Genomic DNA, 19,788 nt, shown 5'->3' on the forward strand with positions numbered 1-19,788 from the left:
GCAAACTAGTTGGTCAAAATTGCCGCATCCGTTTCATCTAATTTGTCTTGCGTCGTTGGATTGGACTCGATTACTTGCACAGGCAGATAACGTAGTTGAAGCTTAATTGGCAAGTACTCTGGGAAATTCTCTGCCATATCATTGGTAATGAGCGTTTCAATCTGGCGAACATCATATGAGCTCGGCAAAGTCTCTCCACGCACGATTGCTCGCACCACTTGATTTTCTTCTGAGGTATCAAACTGTGTATTGGTTAATACATTGCCTTGATCGATAAAGTAGTTGTTGATGGCTTCTTTTACACTACTTTCAAATACTTGCTGCTTGGCATTGGTCTGTAGATTGATGGTTAAGTAGGCACCTAAGCCGCCAAGTAGTAATAAAGTCACCGCGTTACGCTGCAAAAAGGTCAGATAGGTATTGGACTTATAATCGTCATCGACCAAACGACGAAACCCTAAGACCCATAAGACAAGCGCATTGGTAAACTGGATAGCAAGAATGTTGGTCGCTGCCAACAGAAGCGCACCAAGACCAAGCTGCATCTCGCCATTAGCGAGCAAGATACCGCTAGCAGCCAGTGGTGGTACTAAGGCTGTGGCAACTGCAACGCCAACAACAGCAACCGAGAGATGCGGAGATACCATCGCATACGCACCAGCCGTGCCACCTGCTAAGGCAATCATCAAATCCATGGAAGTAGGCTGGGTGCGAGATAGGATTTCTGCCGTTAGCGGTTGGTCTTTATGTAGCCAACCAACGATAAAGCCGACCAATACCACCAATGAGACACCGATAATGACGGTAAAGAGCGACTTACGTAGCAGTGGCATACGGTGATCGATAATTGCTAGTGCTATACCCGTGATAGGGCCTAGCATCATCGCAACCAACATGGCTCCGATGACCACGGCTGCTGAATTAGTCACTAGCCCATAACTGGCAATGATGGCAGATAAGATGTTCATGATGAAGTACATCTTGCTAGGCAGCGCGTTTGCCTCAATCCTAACCCGTACTTCTGGGTAATCTACCTTCTGATTACTAAATTGCTCGGCGACGAATTGCTTATAAGACTCAAGTTTGGCTTCTTTTTCCTCTTGAACCTCATCTTCGTCACTTTCGTTTTCTACATCGCTATCTTCTACATTAGTGTCTTTATTTTGGCTTTTATCTTCTGAATTACTCTCTTGATTGTCATCATCGCGACTAGATTCATTTTTTGTTTTTGGTTGATTGGCTGTTTTATTATCTGATGACTTTGCTGCGATGTTTGTGTCATCAGCAGAGTCATCAGCAAGATCGTCTTCTGCTTCTACCGTTACTTCAGCATCACTATCATCTTGAGCACTTTTTTCTGTTGTTTCTGCCGTATCCGACTGGAAGAAATCGGACTTTTCTTTCGCTTCTATAGTCTCTGACTCTGCAATCTCTGATGCTTCAGTATTTGACTGTGACTCAGGTTCTGTCGATTCTAAGGTTGCTACGACCACATCGTCACTGATGGTTTCCATCGTTATCTCAGCGTCAGGTGGCTGCGCACATTCAGTGTCTACTTCGGAGTCTGTCTCGCCATCTGTATCAGTCGATTGCTTATGTTGATTATCTTCGCTTTTATTGTGATCGACAGCGGCATCATCAACTACTGGATCAATTGTCGCGTCTTGATTGTGAGAGGCGTCAGTAGTGATTGGTGAATCGTTTTGATCCACTGAGTTAGGCGCAGTATTTTTTTTAGATGAGGACATAGCAGATAGCGTTCTTAGTAGGTAAAGAAAGTCATTATTGTAATGATAAATAGATAAAGATATAGGAGATTCTTGAAAATATAAAAAAGAGTTGAGAGAAGGTGGGAGTAAGAACTGGTATTTCTTATGATTAAGTCGAAAACCTTAATAATAGCATGGTTTTTATTCAAAAGTCATTCAATATAGATGCTACAATGGTTCACGGTAAATACTTACTTTTTTTGTGGAATTGAGGTTAAATATATTATATCCACAATAAAGATAAGGAATAACTTATGAACTGGCCATTATTTTCTGTCATATACTCAATGACAGCCACCGTGACTATTGGGCTTTTTATGATTGGTGCTCTCGTTACAGGGTTCGATGAGATATTTCATATTCAAATAGCGGTTGGATTGGGTGTTTTGGCTTCAATACCTGCAGGATTATTCTTTACCAAAAAAATTGGCAGTATTACTGGGAATGAGGAAGGCTATAAGACATAAAGGCGAACAGTAAGACATAAAGACAAGCAGTGTTATCGATGTGAAGTGGAAACACCTATCAACAAACAAAAAAAGACCTCAATATTGAGGTCTTTTTTGTCATCATTAGAATTATTTGCTAACTAGCATCGAAGCTAGTTCTAATAAGGTTCTATTTATTGAAGTTCGACAACCGCGCCATTTTCGATATTGGCATAAACTTCTAACACATCCCAGTTGGTCAAACGAACACAACCTGCTGAGCCTTGACGACTGATACCTTCAGGTACTGGTGAGCCATGTAAACCGTAAGAAGGCTTAGATAATCCCATCCAAACGACACCGACTGGGTTGTTTGGTCCTGGTGCTATCATATGAACTTTCTTTTGAGCGCCTTCACCAACGGTTGATTTATACCAAGGCATTTTCACTTTATTGATAATTTTGAACGTGCCTTTTGGAGACGGTGTGGCATCGCTACCGACGGTCGTCGGATAAGTAGCAACCAATTTGTCACCATTATAGGCATACAATGTTTTGTCGGCTTTGTTGGCAACCACGCGATTGATACGTTGGTTCAGCTTGTCACGAGTATTTAGTACTGTGATAGTCTCGCCAACAGCGTACTTTTTATTTTTGTTGAGTTTATCTAAGTAACGTACATCCATATGGAAACGTTCACCTAGCATCTCTTTAATATCTTGATAATAAAGACCTTTCATTTTTGACTTCGCTTCTGAACCAGAAGGCGTGGTCGCAAAATTGGTATTGATATCGTCTGCGGTCAACGTGTAAGTGACCAGTACAGGTTTGTTCGCAGGGATGTTTTTAACCAAGGCATCCCAAGTTTTTTGATCCATTTTACCAGTCGCTGGCAAGCCTTTCATCGTTTGGAAGTTAACAAGGGCTTTTTTGCTGTTCATGCCCCAACCACCATCGATAGGACCAGGAGAAGCATGGTTCCAATCGAGCAGCGCCTGCATTTTGATGGTCATCGCTGAGTTGACTTTCATATTAGGTGACCAGACAGCACCATTCACTTGCTTAGCATAGTTCGACAAGTTCAGCGTTGTGTGCTTCTTACCATCTTTATCTTCGATATTTTTGATGGTTGGATCGTCGCTGAAGTCTTGACGCTTCTCACTCTCTGGTAACTCAAAAGCGAGTGGATCAGATGAGTCGATAGATGATAGGTCGCTAGGCGCAGCGACGGCTTGACCTTCACTAATGTCATCATTGCGGTCAGCTTGCTCATCTTTGCGCGTTAGTTCTGCTGCGCTCATATTGTCAGCAGCTGGGGCTGGCACGTTTTGGTTGGCTTCTTGCTTATTATTGATAAGCTGGTTCATGCTGTCGACTGGTTTCGCTTTCTCTGTATTTAACTGTACAGTAGCAGCGCCATCTGAGCGACTACGGTTCTCTTGCACATTAAGGCTGACCTTTTTTGCAAGGCCTGGCATAGCGTCAGCCGTGCGTACTGGCAATGTGCGAGTACTATCGGCAGGTGCAGCAAGTGCGGCTACACTGGCACTTACAGCTGCGATAGATATGGCAGTAATAATTGGCTTTATTTTCATCATATTGAGTCACTTGTGGTTGCTACTAATGCGGCTATTATGCGCATAATTTGATTGCATCGCAAACTTTTGACACATCTTTTTGCATTTAAGACTTGCCAAACGTCAACTGCTGACGTATTCGCTACAGTTGGGTAATAATTTAACCAAGGTGTGTATGGCGTCGTGCTCGATTCTTACGCAAACTATTCATTATTCGCACTATTTTTTGTGCAAGTAAAAATGACAGTTATTGGCGCTACTAGAGGTTTACGTCTATAATGTATGACTGAATTTTATTTAATATAACGATTTTTAGCAAAAAGCAATTTAACCCGCTAGCAGTTAATCCACAAGGTGCGATATGTCAGAAGACCAAACAATGAGTGCAGAAGAGTTTCAAAACCAATACTTCAATGATGAGTCTGAGGGCTTAGACGGTGAGATGGAGTATGATTTAGAGACTGGACTTCTTGGTGAGCACGATGAATTTGCTAACTTACATGCAGAATTAAACGAAGCACGAGAGCAGCTCGTCAGTATTCGCGACTTTATTCGTTTTTCAGTCACACAGCTGCGTAATTATGACGTCGTTGTTGCACAAGGCACGACCGACGAGTTTGCAGAAGCGTCAGCCATTGTCCTGCACTCTTTGTCTCTCGATTGGTCTGCTAATGAGCAGATTTTAGACTGTCGTCTGACCACGTCTGAAAAGCAGTTGGTACTAGGACTATTAGAAGAGCGTATCGCTGAGCGTAAGCCACTAAGTTATTTGATTAACTTATCGTATTTCTGCGATTTGCCTTTTTATGTCGATGAGCGGGTTCTTATCCCTCGTTCACCGATTGCAGAGTTGATTCGTCAGCAGTTCCATCCGTACTTTGATGTGACTGAGCTCGCCAAACCACTGGGTGTCAGCCCGAATGAAAAGTCAGCGGTATTTTATGATCATGGTTTAGATGTGAAGCAATTGTCGCAGCCTGAGCGTATCTTGGACTTGTGTACTGGCTCTGGTTGTATCGCAATCGCGCTTGCTACTCGTTTCGTTGATGCCTTGGTTGATGCTGTTGATATTGATAAAGGCGCGCTGGACGTCGCAATGGTCAATGTCGATCATCATGATCTTGGCCATCAAGTAAACGTAATCGAGTCTGATTTGTTTGCCAAGATACCTGCTGAGAACCAGTATGAGCTTATTGTCACCAATCCACCGTACGTCGATGCGGCTATCATGGCAGATTTACCGCCTGAGTTCTTATACGAGCCTGAGCATGCATTAGCCGCGGGCCAAGATGGCTTGGATTTGGTACATCGTATTTTATTTGAAGCGCCAGATTACCTTAGCCCAGATGGGTTGCTGGTCTGTGAAGTGGGCGACAGCGAATGGGCACTAAAACAAGCCTATCCTGAAATCCAGTTTGATTGGTTGAAGTTTGCACATGGCGGTCATGGTGTCTTTGCGATTACCTATGATGAGCTAGTCTCAAACCGTCAATTGTTTGCCTCTTATGTTCAGCTATTAGATAGCCTTCAATAGACAGATATTGGGTCGGATAGACATCGGCTGCACGAGCCGAAACTATAAATAACAATACAATTACTCATTATAAGCAATAACCATGAGTGATTGGTCACATAGTCATCAGTAGCGTTTACTTGTTTAAGGACAGTTATGGCAGGCAATAGTATTGGGCAGGTTTTTACGGTCACCACTTGCGGTGAGTCACATGGCGCAGGCCTGATGGCCATCGTTGATGGCGTACCACCAGGTTTAGCATTATCTGCAGACGACCTACAAGTAGATTTGGATCGTCGCAAACCGGGTACGTCTAAGTATTCAACCCAGCGCCGTGAGTCTGATGAAGTTGAGATTATCTCTGGCGTATTTGAAGGTAAAACTACAGGTACGTCTATCGGTCTATTGATTCGTAATACCAATCAAAAATCTAAAGACTATAGCGATATCAAAGATACTTTCCGTCCTGGACACGCTGACTATACTTATAGTATGAAATATGGCTTCCGTGACTATCGCGGTGGCGGTCGCTCGTCAGCGCGTGAGACGGCTATGCGAGTGGCTGCTGGTGCTATCGCCAAGAAATACTTGCAAGAACGTCTGGGCGTACAAATCCGTGGTCACGTTACCCAAATCGGCAATGAGCATAGTAATGTCTTAGACCCAAGCCAAATTGACTGGGAGTTTGTAAATAGCAATCCGTTCTTTTGTGCAGACAAAGAAGCGATTGGCCGGTTTGAGACCTTGATTGATAACTTGCGCCGTGAAGGCACTAGCTGTGGCGCACGCCTTGATATCATTGCGAGCGGTGTGCCAGTAGGCTTAGGCGAACCAGTATTTGATCGTTTAGATGCAGATATCGCTCATGCGATGATGAGTATCAATGCGGTCAAAGGCGTCGAGATTGGCGATGGGATGGCGGTAGCAGGTCAATTCGGACATAGCGCTCGTGATGAGCTGACTCCAGATGGGTTTGCAGCCAATCATGCGGGCGGTATCTTGGGCGGTATCTCATCAGGCCAAGATATCCGTGTGAGTATTGCGCTTAAGCCAACGTCTAGTATTACCACTGCTGGCAAGAGCATTAACACTCAAGGTGAAGCAGTCGATATGCTGACTAAGGGTCGTCATGATCCTTGCGTTGGTGTGCGTGCTACGCCCATTGCCGAAGCGATGCTAGCGATTGTAGTGCTTGATCATTATCTGCGTCATCGCGGTCAAAACGCGGATGTGCAGCTGCCAGTACAATCGATTACTTAGTATTTTTGTCGTAGAGAAATCAGCTCTTTATTGCTTCTAGTGATTTAACACTAGAAATAATAAAGGGCTTTTTTATGTCCAAATAAAATACAGGTGTTACCTAAATACAATCAATGTGTTGAGCGAGCAAGATATCAGGCTGCCAGTTGATACTCATCAATAGCTACGCACTGCTGATGTCGAAATACCAATAACAACCGGTGACTAGGAATCGCTAGCCAATGTCCAAACTCAATACTATCGACGCCTTGGCTCGTTAATGTCTGTGTACAGTGATGACGGCTAAGGCCGATTAGGCTCTTGACGATAGGGTTATCCGTTAATTGATGTGACATAGATTTTCTACTCCTAATTTACTTTACGAATTTGACGGTTCAATAGATCCTAGTGCTATCGTAAAACAATGAAGTAGAAATCCTGTGTAGTCATGATGGAAAGTTGATGAACTGCTATAAGTGTTTATTTTCAAGCTAAGGGCAAGGTAATACTAACCATCACACCAGAACGCTGGTTTTTACCAGTATCAGTGTTATCAGTGGCTTTATCATCATTAGTACGGACATTATTGAGGGCTACCGGACCGCCATGATGTTCAACCACTTGCTTCACTAGTGTTAGACCAAGGCCAGTGCCCTTTTTAAGCGTATTACTATTATAGTCAGTTTGCCTCGAATCTGCCGATTCTATATATAGATCATTGCTGTCTGTGCGATTCGTTGTTTGAGATGATGGTTGGCTTTGATGAGATAGGCTAAAATAACGTTCAAAAGCTTTTTCAATAGCATAATCAGGCAACAGCTTTCCATCATTAAATATATCAATGATTACCGTTCGCGCTGTGCTATGCAAAGAGATGTTAACAGTGCTATCAGCAAAATGAATGGCATTATCCAGCACATTTTGTAGGACTTGTATCAGCCAAAATTGGTCAGCAAACACACTGGTAGAGGCCAACAACTCTGCTGGCAAGTTTGTAGTGTTTGTCATGTGCTGATCATCGATGTATATATCGATAGGTTGTAGATTCTGCTGTTGCTGCTTAGCAGTATTGTCTTTTATTAGACTCTGTAATAATGGCAGTAGCGGCGTTAGCTGACGATTGAGCTTAAAAGTAGGCTGTTCAACTTTCGCAAGTAACAGTAGTCGGTCGATGAGCTGCTGCATTTTTACGCTTTGCTCACCAACTGCCTCAATGAGCATCTGCCGATCATCCTGATCAAGCATATGACCATCTAACCCATCATCTTCTAACAGCTCACTACTGGCGCGAATGGCGGTTAAAGGGCTTTTTAACTCGTGAGTGAGCGTATGCACATAATCAGTGACATAAGCACGGTTTTCGAGTCGATGCTTCATAGTCTCGATGGTATCGGTCAGACTGTTTAGCTCATGACCCAGATAAAAATAGGGTTTTTTGGTGTCTTCTGCCAGCGAACTGGTATATTGAGTCACCAAGGTAATACTTTGCTTGAGCCACCATGCGATGAGACCCGCTAAAATGAGGGCAGCAATGCTGATGAATAGCACTGTGATCAGCATGCGGTTACGTGTGTCGTCCAAATAAGGTAGCACGCTGGCGACAGGTTTGCCGACGCTGACCACGCCGATAATCTCGCCAGACATATTCTTGATTGGCTGTGCGACATACATGACCGAACCATCACGCTGCTGGTTATCCCGCAGCGTACTTCTTGCACCGTATTGACCTCTTAATGTGAGATAGACATCATTCCAGCGCCCATAATTTTGCCCTTCATTATTGTCAGGTTTGGGTAGCGAGTCATAAATGACCCTGCCGCTGCTGTCTGTTACATATACCCGAAAGCTACTATAGCTTTTGGTTTGATAGACGGGACCTAAATTATCGTTAATGGCTGGTATGCCAACAAAGGCCGCATCAAGTTGCGCTTGATAAGCCTCATCATATAACTGCCCTGTAGATAATGGCATCTGGAGACTGGCCGCAAGTAACTTACTGGTGTCTAGGAGAGTGTCTTCAATGACTTGCTGGGCGGTTGGCTTGACGTAGCCAAATAACTGAGTAAATACAACCACGCCGCATATGACGAGCACTAAAGCGACTGCAAGCCAAATCCTAAAAAATATACTTAAATTGAGCAGTCGTTTACGTTTAGGAGCTTGCTGCACCGTGCCAATGGGGTGCAGTTTTGCATACCAATTGCTTTGGTCGTTATGAATAGCGCTCTCAGCGTTATTTGCATTATGATTCATAAGTTAGCAGCCATTGTTAAGCTGGACATAAGGCGTAACCCAGTCCTCGATGCGTATGAATGACTTCAATACTCGTATCAACGGTTGCAAGTTGCTTACGAATTGACTTGATATGGCTGTCTATCGTGCGTGCTAGGCGATGATCAGGATAATCACTAACTGCGTTAAGCAGCTGCTCACGGCTAAAGACTTGATACGGTGCTTGTAGTAAGGTCAGTAAAATTTTGCGCTCAGTATTACTAAGTTCCAGCTTCTGTTCTTGCCACATTAATGAATAGTTGAGCGGTTGATAATGCCAAACGCCAGATTGATTTTCAAACGTTAATGCTTGTCCCGATAGATTATTCGAGGAAGTAGTATCAGTACTGTCATTTGAGTTTGTGGTATGAGAGCCTGACTGTTGAATCAGTTGTTCACGGCGCCAAATGGCTTTTAAGCGTGCGACCAATTCACGTGGACTAAAGGGTTTGGCGCAATAGTCGTCACCACCCATCTCCAACCCCAAAATCCGATCGACCTCATCGCTACGCGCGGTCAAAAACACGATAGGCAAATCTTTTAAGGCGTCGATATCAGGTGTATGACGTATTTGTTGACATAGGCTCAAGCCGTCACCATCTGGCAGACCGACATCCATAATGATCGCCGATAGATCTTGTGCTTCATGACTATGCAGCATGGGTAACACACTACTGGCATTATCCAACCAAGTCATCTGCCAACCTTCGCGCTTGCAGGTGACCTTGAGTGACATGGCAATCGCAGGATCATCTTCTACCAGTAAAATATGGGTCATAGTCTCTACATCGTCTTATAGGCTTAGTAAATTATCGTAGCACAAAACAGCAGGTTGCTCTTGCTGCCACGAGTTAAATGGTGTGAAAAGTTAATGGAAAAGTAGGGTGCTCAGTAGATAGCGTGCGATGTAATTATTTTAATGCATTCAATAAAAAGGCCAGCTCAATAGATAAGCTGGCCTTGGTAACGAAGATTAAGCATGACTGTCTATTAATAGACTAAGCGAAAACCTATTTAAGACCTTTGCAGTTGGCATAGTAGCTCACTGTAGCGGGCCAATCTGAAAAAATGCCTTGGACACCGACGTCCTGCGCTAGTACGTCAATATAATTCATCATATCACCATCATTGTTGATAGCATCACTAAGACCGCTATAGTACCAATCGCCATCATCGGTTAATGGTCCTGAACGCTCTATCGACCAGGTAATGATTTTTAGACCATTGGCTTTGGCTTGTTTTGCGTATTCTGATGGTTGCATATTTCCTTTACCATCAGTAGTGACTAACAACCAAAGTGCTGGTGCAATGGTGTTGATGCCACGTGCTTTGATATCAGCCAATGAGTGCTTCCATGTGGCTGCGTCATCTTTATCAAATGTTTTATCCTTAGCGGTCTCATTGCTGTCATCAATCAGATAAACGGCATTAGCCCCATAAGCTGGCTCGTTTTTGATCCAGTAATCCAGATCTTCTATATTAAATGACTGGGCAAATACATCGCTTGCAGGTACATCCGCTGCCTTATAAGTATCTATCAGCTGTTGGCGATAATCGTCCAAACGATAGCCATTAAACGGCATGGTCACTGCAGGTGCTTTTAGCTCAGGCGTGTGCTTCATACCTAGCTGACGTGCTAATGCGATATGCTCTTTTAACGTCATTACCTGACCATTTTGTGAATACAAATCCGTTCGCCAAGGCGCGGTTGCATTCATATACTCGCCAATACTGGTTGCTTTTTTATTGGCAGCATCCATCTTACCCGTCAAGGTTTTAAATTGAGCGGCACTGATATCTGAGGTACGGCATTCGATACTATCGGCATTGGTAAGTTTGCCTTTAGCATCGAAGATGGGCGGTACAGTGCATTGGTTGGCGAGCGGCGTGGCTAATATATTAGTAGTGGTGTGCAAATCGTTCTGGGCATGACGACAGACAAGCTCACCGTCGTTGGTAAAAGCGACATCACATTCTAAGATGCCAGCGCCCATTTGTGCTGACGCCACGTAGCTGTCGTAGGTATGTTCAGGTAGCTGTAATGGCGCACCTCGATGCGCAATAGAGAAGTCAGTCTTACTTGGTAGTTGCCCTCTGCATGCCTGTAGCTCTTCTTTTAGTGGTCCCTCGTCCATATCATTTATCAGATAAAACGGACGCACTCCATAGGTATATGCGACAGGTGAGGGCAATTGCGGCTGTGGTTGCAGTTGCGCTGTTGATGAAGAAGCTTTTGATGTGAGTGTTGAGCGGCTATCGGTAGTGCAGCCTACTATCAATAATGAGCTGATCAGCGTTAAAGGTAAGGCGAGATTCATCTTATTAACCTTAGCGGCGTCTGCTTACTCAGCTCAATCGCTGATTTATTAGAAATTGTCATGTAAAATGTTCCTGCAAAATTATAAAAAATCCCATCGGACATAGGGATAGGAATTAAAAGATTAACGTTTGACTATTGATTGTTGTTTGCTAAAAGTAGCTAGAGGTCATGACATGCTTGATTGTTCTCATTTTTGCTATTGTCCGTTTGGTACCTCACTATTGACCATACTCTCAAACTAACAGATGATATTGACCATATAATGACACATACATTATTTTGGCAAAAAATATAGAAATACTTAAGGCATATTTCACTACATTATTAAGGATAACTATGAGTAACTATTTAGACGCCGTCGTCGTTGAGCACAATCCCTCTCAAAAAAAGATAGATCGCGCAGTGATTTGGCTACATGGCTTAGGTGCTAGCGGTCATGATTTTGAGCCAGTGGTACCGCAGCTTGGCTTGGCTAATGATATGGCAGTACGTTTTATCTTCCCACATGCACCTAAACGCCCAGTCACGGTAAATGGCGGCATGGTGATGCCAGCATGGTACGACATCATAGAGATGAGTCTGGAGCGTAAAGTAGATGTCGCTCAGATCGAAGAGTCTGCTCAGCAGATACAAGATTTGATTAGCCGTGAGATTGAGCGCGGCGTATCACCAGAGCACATCGTTATTGCAGGATTTTCGCAGGGCGGGGCAGTGGCATATCATGTGGCACTTGGCTATCCAGAACGTTTGGCTGGCTTGATGACGCTCTCTACTTACTTAGCGACCAATGATAATATTGAGTATAGTGCTGCCAATAAAGACATACCGATTCTGATTGAGCATGGTACGCATGACCCAGTCGTGCCTGTCATCCTAGGTGAGCAAGCGCAGCAGCTATTATCAGCAAAAGACTATAATGTGTCTTACAATACGTATCCGATGGCGCATCAGGTTTGTATGCCGCAGATTCAAAATATTGGTCAGTGGTTAAATACCGTTTTGGCGTAAATTATTAAGCTGTAACGTAATGTAATGCAAGTCTACTATAGGTTGAAAACTTGCCTAATTTTCCTATATAATAAGCGACCTTATTGGGGATGTTCTGGCTTCGACGCTGGTGATGAAACTCAATGATGCATGTCGAGAGTGTATGTCCTCTCGTTAATCAAACATATATTGTTATAGTCGCAAACGACGAAACTTACGCTCTAGCAGCTTAAACCCTGCTTACTTAGTTGCTGATCACCTACAGTTGGTTAACTAAGTTGAAGCGTCCGCATGTAGGCTCGCCACAAGGGATTGTCTCAATCGCTTGGGTTCAAAAGTAGAGAATCGTCCAATCCATCCTGACTGTCGGATCGGTGCGGATTAAATTTAAAGACAGAAACTAAACATGTAGATTCATGAGCGTAATGCTGGCGGACGCGGGTTCAACTCCCGCCATCTCCACCAAACACTGATAAAGGGCTGACCGTCATAGACTGTTAGCCCTTTATTTTGCGTGTTTTTTGACTTTTTCTTATCTTATAAATGGATGCCTAGCATATAGGTTGTTTTTGTTGGTATTGAAGCTTTTTCAGCTATTCAATGCCAACAAACAATATTCCAGTGCCCTTGGCCTATATCATGTTGTACCTGGTATATATCACGTTACATATCATAAATTTCACCATGAAATATCTCATGCTTACCATCATCCTAATCAGCTAAAAAGCTACTTAAGGCAAGTTAGAATTGCTCTCCAGTATGTCTATTTGTAACCTCTAAGTCTAAAAAATATATTGCAGAAAGTGAATTTATCTGTAAAGTATAAAAATAACAGACTAGAAATGAGGGATTAGACATGCTTATCGAACTACAGGGTAGTAGATTGACTCAGGCAATATTAGAGCGGGATGATAATCAGGTATGGTGTGCTGTGAGCAATGTCAGTGACGATCATGCTATGACAGCCATCGATAATGGTTATTACGAATTATTAGTGTCTATCGTGTCTTTGGGTGATGATGGCTTTGTTTGTGGTAAAGGCAATCTATGGCAATACGCTGTACCCGTTAAAAAAGTCGAGCTTACTCAGAATGAAGTGGGTTTATGATTAATAATAGTTAAAAACGGTTGGTGCTCAGTCAATATAGATTAGTTTAATTGTTGACGCTGAATAGTAACGTTTATTGAGTAACTGCACGATAAAAATAATAACGCCAACATGATATGCAAATATCAGCACCCGCATTGCAGCACTATAATTCCTGATTGAAAATCAAAGTCTTAGCGGTGGTCAAGCGATTGCTCTTATAGTCCTGATTGTTTGCCTGAATAATTCTCTTCATTGTAGGAGTCAGTGGTATGGATAGTGGAATGGTGGGGAGTGCATTAACGCGCTCAATGCTTGAAAATGGTCATCAAGAAATATGGTGTGCCGTGAGTGATGTGAGCGATGAAGACGCTATGGAAGATCAAGTAGGGAACGACTTTACAGCGTGTATCGTAGATTTTAGGGACGGGCAGTTTTATTGCGCCGCAGATAATGGTTGGTTCCATGCAGTACCAATTGAGGTACGTGCACTAACGCAAAGTGAAGTTGGTTTCTAAAAAAATAAAAATTATCAAAGTATAAAGTATTTAGTTCTTGCTACCCCACCAAACACAAAAAACCGATCATTTAATTTGGTCGGTTTTTTTGTTTCTGCTTATGTGGTATTGCTCAAAATACCTAAGAAGTTTGATAAATTCAGTGTCATTTAACGATTTTTTATTGATGATTAATGTAGCTAACGGTTTGGTAAAACCGTAAGAAAGGGAAAATAGAGTATCAGCAGCAATACATAAATAATGAACAGTCGTTTATTTTAATCGATGGCGATCATAATATTAGCTTGTCTTGACACACAATTCTGATTATTCTTAATTGTGGCTTATTTTTAGTATTAGAGGATACATGAATAAAAATAAGCGAACTTTTAACAACGACAGGGAATGTACTATGTTAGGAAAAATGATGTATCAGCCATTGCTGATCAGTGGTCTAATCGAACACGCTGCCCGCTATCACGGTGATACGGCAGTTTTGTCCAAAGAAGTCGATGGACAAATGACTCATACTAATTGGCTTACGATTTCGAATAACTCAAAACGGTTGGCGAACGCCTTAGCTGCCCTCGGATTAAAATCATCAGAGCGCTTAGCCACATTGGCTTGGAACAATCGCCGTCACTTAGAAGCTTGGTATGCGATTTCAGGCAGTGGCATGGTTTGCCATACCATTAATCCACGTCTATTTCCTGAGCAGCTTAGCTACATTATCAATGATGCGGATGACCGCGTGCTATTCTTTGATGTTACATTCCTACCGCTCATTATGGCAATTAAAGAAGATATTAAAGGGATTGAGCACTTTATTTGCTTGAGCGCTCGAGAGGATAGTGTTGTCGAAAAACTGCCTGATGTATTATTTTTTGATGAGTTATTAGCAGAAAGTTCTACTGACTTTGATTGGCCTCAGTTTGATGAAGCCACTGCCAGCTCGCTTTGCTATACCTCAGGAACGACAGGCAATCCTAAAGGCATTTTATACACGCACCGCTCTTCTGTGCTTCATGCGATGGCATTGTGCATGCCGGATGTGTCGGGATTATCTGCGCAAGATGTCCTACTCCCTGTGGTACCGATGTTCCATGTTAACGCTTGGGGCACCCCTTATGCGGCTGCATTGACTGGCTGCTCTCTGATGCTCCCAGGCCCCAATCTGGATGGTGATAGCCTAGTTTCTCTCATTGATGATTATAAGGTGACGGTTGCGTTAGGCGTTCCGACGATTTGGCAAAGCCTATTGACTGCCGCTAAAGCCAGAGGTAGTAAGCTTGATAGTATGACGCGGACCATTGTCGGTGGCGCCGCTTGTCCACCATCAGTGATTAAAACGTTTAGAGAAGATTTTAATTGTGATGCGGTACACGGCTGGGGTATGACGGAGACCAGTCCACTTGGAACGATGAATCAAATAAAGGCTAAGCATAAATCACTGAGTAAAGATGAGATTAACGAGCTACGTAACTCTCAAGGACGTCCACCGTATGGTGTTCAGTTACGTCTCATAGATACTGATGAGCCACTTAAGCCAGTCAAAGAGGATGGGGTGTCTCAGGGTCGCTTGCAGATCAAAGGTCACTGGATTATCAACGATTATTACACAGAGAATCCTGATGCCATTACGGAAGATGGCTGGTTCGATACGGGTGATATTGCAACCATTGATGCTGATGGCTATATGAATATTCGTGACCGATCAAAAGATTTAATCAAATCTGGCGGAGAATGGATCTCCTCAGTAGAGCTTGAAAATATCGCTGCCGCCCATCCACAGATAAAAATGGCAGCTGCTATCGCGGCAAAACATAAAAAATGGGGAGAACGTCCGGTACTGATTGTGGTAAAAGAAGAGAATGCAGAACTCGATGAGTCACAAGTGCTAAGTTTTTATGAAGATAAAATTGCTAGCTGGCAGATACCTAACAAAGTTATTTTTGTAGAAAACATCGTACTGAACGGTGCCGGAAAAATGGTGAAAAAAGATTTGCGCGATGATTATGGTGATGTATTGTTGGACATGTGATGGTATTTTCGTAAAGTAGTGTGTATTCTAAACGCCCCTGATATGCGTTGAAAATCGACGTGTATCAGAATTGCGAGTGATAATAAATACAGCAGGACAGTATGGAACACCAGATACAACAAAGCCCCTGATATCAGGGGCTTTAGCTGTTCTATAAGATAGTATAGGACTATGTAATGGTACCCGGAGCCGGAACGGTATTGTGTAATTAAGTATTTGATTTTATTTATTAAATTATTTTGCGTTCGATATAATGTACATTATAGTGTACATGAGATAGGGTTTTCAAAAATTCATGGTAAATATTTTATGTCATTAAGTTTTATCGTAAGCGTCATCAATTAGCTGCTGAAGATACTCAGTGCTACTTACTCCATAATCGCTAGCCAATTTTTTTAGCTTATTTATGTGCCTTCTATTCAAAATGTATTCAAGAGCGGACTCAGCATCTTTTTTATCACGAAACTTCTTTTGACTCCAGGCACCGCGCATCTTTCTAATAATCTCTTTCTTTTTCAGACTCATACCTGATGTTCCATACGTAGTGCTATTATTATCTAATCCTGTATCTATAATGTCGAGAGAGGCACAAACTTGTTCATATATGCTTTGCAAAGTATCTGTTAAAAACCCCCTTGGTTGTATGAGGAGATTTTGTGAATACAAGTGTTCTTGTGCCCATAGAATTTGTTGTTCGTTTTTTACGTCTAACCAATCTGTGTACTTTTCCGAAGTCCTACGTAAGCTGTATTCAACTTTAGCACAATTTATAAACTCTGACTTTCGTTCAAACTGTTTTATGTGTTTATTTAAACGTAGAGTAGAGTTACGACGATTGCTAGTACTACTTGTATCATAATTCTCTCTAATAGGTCTAGAGGGTCTAGGAGGTAAACTAATACTCATATCATAAATATTTGTGGCTACATTTCGTGGTTTCATAACCCTTACATATCTACCATCATTCATTGATCGGTTGTTATATATGTTATTGGATTCTTCCTCTGTTAAAAGGTAACAGGTGTCAAATCCTTTTAGACAATCATCTATGTATGTTGTACGTAGGATAGGTTGGAATTTTAAGATGTAAGGAGTCAGAGCTTTGAATCTATTCTTCTTAAGGTAGTCATCAAACCATAATACTACTCTCAAACTTTTGAATATCCAGTCTACTGCTTTATCGTCGAGTACATGATTATGTGCTATATCAATGTAGCTATCTAAGTCTTCAGACATTATATTGAGTTCTGCTAGTCTTCTGCTTAAATAATCCACATCAACAACAGAAGTGCTCTGTGACTTATCGATAGATACTTCCGTCATTAATACATACAGCAACCTAGGCGATAAGCCTTTAATTTTCGATTTAATATAATCGCTATCTAATAGTCCATCGTCTCTAGTAGTCATCATTACACTCTAAATTATTAATATTTAAATAATAATTGTACTACAATTTACTATTAGTTTAATAATATTGACATAATTATACAGTAATATTTTAGTAATGATTATTATGTAAGTTATCTTGTATTACTGGGCTGTATAGCTTATTTGGAAGTATTTTAGTATAAATGCGATTTATTAATACTGGTTCACTTAGTTGCTGCGAGGGTATAGTTTGACAATGCTTGACTTCGACTAGTTTATTGTCTTCTGACTTGATGTAATAATTAAGCTAACTCCATCCCAATTTTCATCACTCAAAAAGCCTGAAAACCCAGTATCCAGTTGATGACAAAACACTAGAAACTCTGCTGCCAAATTTCTCTTATATGGTTGGTATCTATGTTATTGATTAATACTACTCAGTACTTATCATTAAAAAATACTACTAGACCCTACTCTATGAACAATTCGTTCCCATTCATAGGAGTAGTCTCATGTCATACCCACATATCCATCAATCCAAACTTATCAGTACTATCGATTTATTAGTCAGAGATGTGCTATTTGGAGATATTGATATCAGCCAAGTCAGCGTTCAGCTATCAAAACTGTATTTGCCGTTGATAGAGAATTACGATCCCGCATTGAAGTACATGCCAACTATTAAAGCCTTCAAAAAGAGCACCAAAAAAGTGATGGATAACCCACACTCACAGACTCATAGATGGGGCTATTACAATACGAATAGGTTCATTGACTATCTACAGACTCATAAGAACTCTATTGTGACTAAAGATAGGTCACTCAGTAGAAAGGAGAAAAACCATAGCAAATCGCTTGAAACAGATTTACGCATATCATTTAAGAAGCATTCTAGGCTACTATTTGTCAGGGTTGATTTATTCTACTTAAAAGACACTATGTATCTGGTCACTATTGCAGACTTACGTCGACATCTGACAAAGCTCAGAGACTTTATAGGCAATAAAAGGACATGCTTTGAAGGCTTGGTATACAATGCTATAGCGATAGAACAAGGGCATGAACATGGTTACCATTGTCATGTCCTGTTAATCTATAACGGTGCTGACCGCTGGAAAGACACCTATTTAGGCCAAGCAGTAGGAGAGAAGTGGGAAAGCATTACTGATGGTCTGGGTTCTTACTACAATTGCAATCATCCAGCGAATAAGAGAGCTTATGAAAAGAGTGGCACACTAGGTATTGGCATGATAAGTCGTCACGATGAACAAGCCGTTGAGAATGCGATAAGAACAGCCTTATACCTCACTGACCCCGGTAAAACTGACCGCTATACTGATAGGCTTGACCAGCATCTAAAGGTGAAGCTACCTAAAATGCAAGCTTTTACTCGTGGGATTGTTAAAGATAAGAAGAAAAAGAAGAAGCATTCCTCTTTAAACCCATAGCAAAATAATCTCAGGTATATACTATTTTAATGAGATAGCGCATTAGTAGTTAGTAAAGCGCCTAATCCAATCAACATTTAATCAATAAAGGTCTGCCTCGTGCAGGCCTTTTTTATGCCCAAAATAAAAGGAGTGCTTATGAAAACCATTTGTCCATGTTGTCAGTCAACTGCGGTCTATGAGATGACTGATGGCATCAGTATCAATTTGATTGAGCAGCTATTGTCCCCTGCGGTTCTCGTCAGCCTTGGCGTTAGTCTGTGCAAGACGCTTAAGGTTCATCCTGCTATAGGCGTGGTTGCAGGCACAACAGTTGCCGCACTGATTGAGATGACCCAGTCTCATCAAGCGCTACCGCTGCTAGTCAATCAGCAGTATCGCTGTGATGACTGCTCCCATGTGTTCACCTCACTTCATTAACTCTCAACTCAACCCTCTAACTTATTCAATTATAAATTATCAATAAAAAGGAAAATTATCATGGCACATTTAATCGAAAGTATGGCGTACGTAGGCGAAACCCCTTGGCATGGTCTTGGTAATGAGCTATCACCTAAGCAGCCACTTGAGGTTTGGGCACGCGAGGCAGGACTTGATTGGCGTATCGAGTCCTCGGATGTCAGCTACATGTCAAGCAATGACAAAGGTCATAACCTCATCATGCCCTTTGCTGAGAACAAGGTACTTTATCGCAGTGACAACCTAGAGCCGTTATCAGTCGTCAGTCAACGCTATCAAGAAGTACAACCGCGTGAGATTTTAGAGTTCTATCGTGATCTCACTGAGCAGTCGGATTTCGAGCTTGAGACTGCTGGTGTGCTCAAAGGTGGTAGAAAGTTATGGGCGCTCGCCCGTACAGGCCAGTCAGCAACGCTCAAAGGTGGTGATGTTAGTAACGGCTATCTACTACTAGCAACGGCTTGTGATGGGACGCTAGCCACCACAGCACAGTTCACTAATATTCGTGTGGTCTGTAATAACACGCTTGCTGTTAGCTTAGCCAACGGAGGTGGCGGTGTGGTCAAAGTGCCGCATAGTACCTCCTTTGATGCTGATAGCGTCAAGCAGCAATTAGGCGTATCGGTGAAGCAGTGGGAAGAACACGTTTATGAGATGAAGCAGTTATCAGAGCGACGAGTCACCCAAGCAGAAGCGGCCAATTATCTTAGCCGTGTGTTTAACGATCAGGACAATGATCTTATTCTGTTTAACCGCGCTAAGAAAGAAAAAGAGGCCGTGC

Annotated in this window: 17 protein-coding genes and 1 other RNA gene; 11 read left to right on the forward strand and 7 right to left on the reverse strand. The window is 42.2% G+C overall.

Annotation, left to right across the window (positions count from 1 at the left end; translation table 11 throughout):
• Window positions 1-5: 5 nt before the first annotated feature.
• Window positions 6-1,748 carry a DUF389 domain-containing protein gene (locus JMX83_RS06565; RefSeq protein WP_201599834.1) on the reverse strand — a complete coding sequence of 581 codons (1,743 nt, stop codon included), beginning with the start codon at window positions 1,746-1,748 and terminating at the stop codon, window positions 6-8.
• 275 nt (window positions 1,749-2,023) lie between these two features.
• On the opposite strand from JMX83_RS06565, the gene JMX83_RS06570 reads away from it, so the two are divergent.
• Window positions 2,024-2,236: a hypothetical protein gene (locus JMX83_RS06570; protein WP_102090391.1), complete on the forward strand. Its 213-nt coding sequence runs from the start codon at window positions 2,024-2,026 to the stop codon at window positions 2,234-2,236.
• Window positions 2,237-2,391: 155 nt separating this feature from the next.
• On the opposite strand, the gene JMX83_RS06575 is transcribed toward JMX83_RS06570, so the two are convergent.
• Complete coding sequence (locus JMX83_RS06575; protein ID WP_193834241.1) at window positions 2,392-3,795, reverse strand: L,D-transpeptidase family protein; 1,404 nt, start codon at window positions 3,793-3,795, stop codon at window positions 2,392-2,394.
• A gap of 340 nt (window positions 3,796-4,135) precedes the next feature.
• Here JMX83_RS06575 and prmB point away from each other — a divergent pair, with 340 nt between their 5' ends.
• Window positions 4,136-5,308 carry a 50S ribosomal protein L3 N(5)-glutamine methyltransferase gene (gene prmB / locus JMX83_RS06580; protein WP_201599835.1) on the forward strand — a complete coding sequence of 391 codons (1,173 nt, stop codon included), beginning with the start codon at window positions 4,136-4,138 and terminating at the stop codon, window positions 5,306-5,308.
• A gap of 135 nt (window positions 5,309-5,443) precedes the next feature.
• On the forward strand, window positions 5,444-6,547 hold the full coding sequence (gene aroC / locus JMX83_RS06585) for a chorismate synthase (protein ID WP_201599838.1): 1,104 nt from the start codon (window positions 5,444-5,446) through the stop codon (window positions 6,545-6,547).
• A 134-nt stretch (window positions 6,548-6,681) separates the two neighbouring features.
• On the opposite strand, the gene JMX83_RS06590 is transcribed toward aroC, so the two are convergent.
• The 4 genes from JMX83_RS06590 to JMX83_RS06605 form a co-directional block, all read right to left on the reverse strand.
• Window positions 6,682-6,882 carry a hypothetical protein gene (locus JMX83_RS06590; RefSeq protein ID WP_201599839.1) on the reverse strand — a complete coding sequence of 67 codons (201 nt, stop codon included), beginning with the start codon at window positions 6,880-6,882 and terminating at the stop codon, window positions 6,682-6,684.
• 130 nt (window positions 6,883-7,012) lie between these two features.
• Window positions 7,013-8,779: a two-component system sensor histidine kinase CreC gene (creC, locus tag JMX83_RS06595; protein ID WP_201599840.1), complete on the reverse strand. Its 1,767-nt coding sequence runs from the start codon at window positions 8,777-8,779 to the stop codon at window positions 7,013-7,015.
• Window positions 8,780-8,795: 16 nt separating this feature from the next.
• Window positions 8,796-9,575 carry a response regulator gene (locus tag JMX83_RS06600; protein WP_201599841.1) on the reverse strand — a complete coding sequence of 260 codons (780 nt, stop codon included), beginning with the start codon at window positions 9,573-9,575 and terminating at the stop codon, window positions 8,796-8,798.
• Between the two features lie 232 nt (window positions 9,576-9,807).
• Window positions 9,808-11,115, reverse strand: coding sequence for a glycerophosphodiester phosphodiesterase family protein (locus tag JMX83_RS06605; protein WP_201599843.1), 1,308 nt, complete (start codon window positions 11,113-11,115; stop codon window positions 9,808-9,810).
• Between the two features lie 338 nt (window positions 11,116-11,453).
• On the opposite strand from JMX83_RS06605, the gene JMX83_RS06610 reads away from it, so the two are divergent.
• From JMX83_RS06610 to JMX83_RS06630, 5 genes are all read left to right on the forward strand, one after another.
• A complete protein-coding gene (locus JMX83_RS06610; RefSeq protein WP_201599845.1) occupies window positions 11,454-12,125 on the forward strand; it encodes an alpha/beta hydrolase in 672 nt (223 codons plus the stop codon).
• A gap of 85 nt (window positions 12,126-12,210) precedes the next feature.
• Window positions 12,211-12,569: a transfer-messenger RNA gene (ssrA, locus tag JMX83_RS06615) on the forward strand.
• Between the two features lie 391 nt (window positions 12,570-12,960).
• On the forward strand, window positions 12,961-13,212 hold the full coding sequence (locus tag JMX83_RS06620) for a hypothetical protein (RefSeq protein ID WP_201599847.1): 252 nt from the start codon (window positions 12,961-12,963) through the stop codon (window positions 13,210-13,212).
• Window positions 13,213-13,463: 251 nt separating this feature from the next.
• A complete protein-coding gene (locus JMX83_RS06625; RefSeq protein WP_201599849.1) occupies window positions 13,464-13,709 on the forward strand; it encodes a hypothetical protein in 246 nt (81 codons plus the stop codon).
• Window positions 13,710-14,100: 391 nt separating this feature from the next.
• Window positions 14,101-15,729: a long-chain fatty acid--CoA ligase gene (locus tag JMX83_RS06630; protein ID WP_201599851.1), complete on the forward strand. Its 1,629-nt coding sequence runs from the start codon at window positions 14,101-14,103 to the stop codon at window positions 15,727-15,729.
• 315 nt (window positions 15,730-16,044) lie between these two features.
• On the opposite strand, the gene JMX83_RS06635 is transcribed toward JMX83_RS06630, so the two are convergent.
• Window positions 16,045-17,139, reverse strand: coding sequence for a hypothetical protein (locus JMX83_RS06635; RefSeq protein ID WP_201599853.1), 1,095 nt, complete (start codon window positions 17,137-17,139; stop codon window positions 16,045-16,047).
• 473 nt (window positions 17,140-17,612) lie between these two features.
• On the opposite strand from JMX83_RS06635, the gene JMX83_RS06640 reads away from it, so the two are divergent.
• The 3 genes from JMX83_RS06640 to JMX83_RS06650 all read left to right on the forward strand — a co-directional run.
• Entirely contained in the window at window positions 17,613-18,548 is a 936-nt protein-coding gene (locus tag JMX83_RS06640; RefSeq protein WP_201599855.1) for a YagK/YfjJ domain-containing protein, read from the forward strand.
• A 138-nt stretch (window positions 18,549-18,686) separates the two neighbouring features.
• A complete protein-coding gene (locus JMX83_RS06645) occupies window positions 18,687-18,968 on the forward strand; it encodes a hypothetical protein (RefSeq protein ID WP_201599858.1) in 282 nt (93 codons plus the stop codon).
• 60 nt (window positions 18,969-19,028) lie between these two features.
• On the forward strand, window positions 19,029-19,788 hold a 760-nt coding region (locus JMX83_RS06650; protein ID WP_201599860.1), incomplete at its 3' end, for a DUF932 domain-containing protein.

Source organism: Psychrobacter piscatorii (assembly GCF_904846415.1).
In the GTDB taxonomy this organism is placed as follows: domain Bacteria; phylum Pseudomonadota; class Gammaproteobacteria; order Pseudomonadales; family Moraxellaceae; genus Psychrobacter; species Psychrobacter piscatorii.

Excerpts from the sequence above, each read along its gene's own strand:
- JMX83_RS06640 (WP_201599855.1), top strand. The coding sequence starts at position 17,613 with ATGTCATACCCACATATCCATCAATCCAAACTTATCAGTACTATCGAT.
- JMX83_RS06610 (WP_201599845.1), top strand. The coding sequence starts at position 11,454 with ATGAGTAACTATTTAGACGCCGTCGTCGTTGAGCACAATCCCTCTCAA.
- JMX83_RS06570 (WP_102090391.1), top strand. The coding sequence starts at position 2,024 with ATGAACTGGCCATTATTTTCTGTCATATACTCAATGACAGCCACCGTG.
- JMX83_RS06620 (WP_201599847.1), top strand. The coding sequence starts at position 12,961 with ATGCTTATCGAACTACAGGGTAGTAGATTGACTCAGGCAATATTAGAG.
- JMX83_RS06645 (WP_201599858.1), top strand. The coding sequence starts at position 18,687 with ATGAAAACCATTTGTCCATGTTGTCAGTCAACTGCGGTCTATGAGATG.
- prmB (WP_201599835.1), top strand. The coding sequence starts at position 4,136 with ATGTCAGAAGACCAAACAATGAGTGCAGAAGAGTTTCAAAACCAATAC.
- creC (WP_201599840.1), bottom strand. The coding sequence starts at position 8,779 with ATGAATCATAATGCAAATAACGCTGAGAGCGCTATTCATAACGACCAA.
- JMX83_RS06600 (WP_201599841.1), bottom strand. The coding sequence starts at position 9,575 with ATGACCCATATTTTACTGGTAGAAGATGATCCTGCGATTGCCATGTCA.
- JMX83_RS06590 (WP_201599839.1), bottom strand. The coding sequence starts at position 6,882 with ATGTCACATCAATTAACGGATAACCCTATCGTCAAGAGCCTAATCGGC.
- JMX83_RS06625 (WP_201599849.1), top strand. The coding sequence starts at position 13,464 with ATGGATAGTGGAATGGTGGGGAGTGCATTAACGCGCTCAATGCTTGAA.
- JMX83_RS06565 (WP_201599834.1), bottom strand. The coding sequence starts at position 1,748 with ATGTCCTCATCTAAAAAAAATACTGCGCCTAACTCAGTGGATCAAAAC.
- JMX83_RS06605 (WP_201599843.1), bottom strand. The coding sequence starts at position 11,115 with ATGAATCTCGCCTTACCTTTAACGCTGATCAGCTCATTATTGATAGTA.
- JMX83_RS06635 (WP_201599853.1), bottom strand. The coding sequence starts at position 17,139 with ATGACTACTAGAGACGATGGACTATTAGATAGCGATTATATTAAATCG.
- JMX83_RS06630 (WP_201599851.1), top strand. The coding sequence starts at position 14,101 with ATGTTAGGAAAAATGATGTATCAGCCATTGCTGATCAGTGGTCTAATC.
- aroC (WP_201599838.1), top strand. The coding sequence starts at position 5,444 with ATGGCAGGCAATAGTATTGGGCAGGTTTTTACGGTCACCACTTGCGGT.
- JMX83_RS06575 (WP_193834241.1), bottom strand. The coding sequence starts at position 3,795 with ATGATGAAAATAAAGCCAATTATTACTGCCATATCTATCGCAGCTGTA.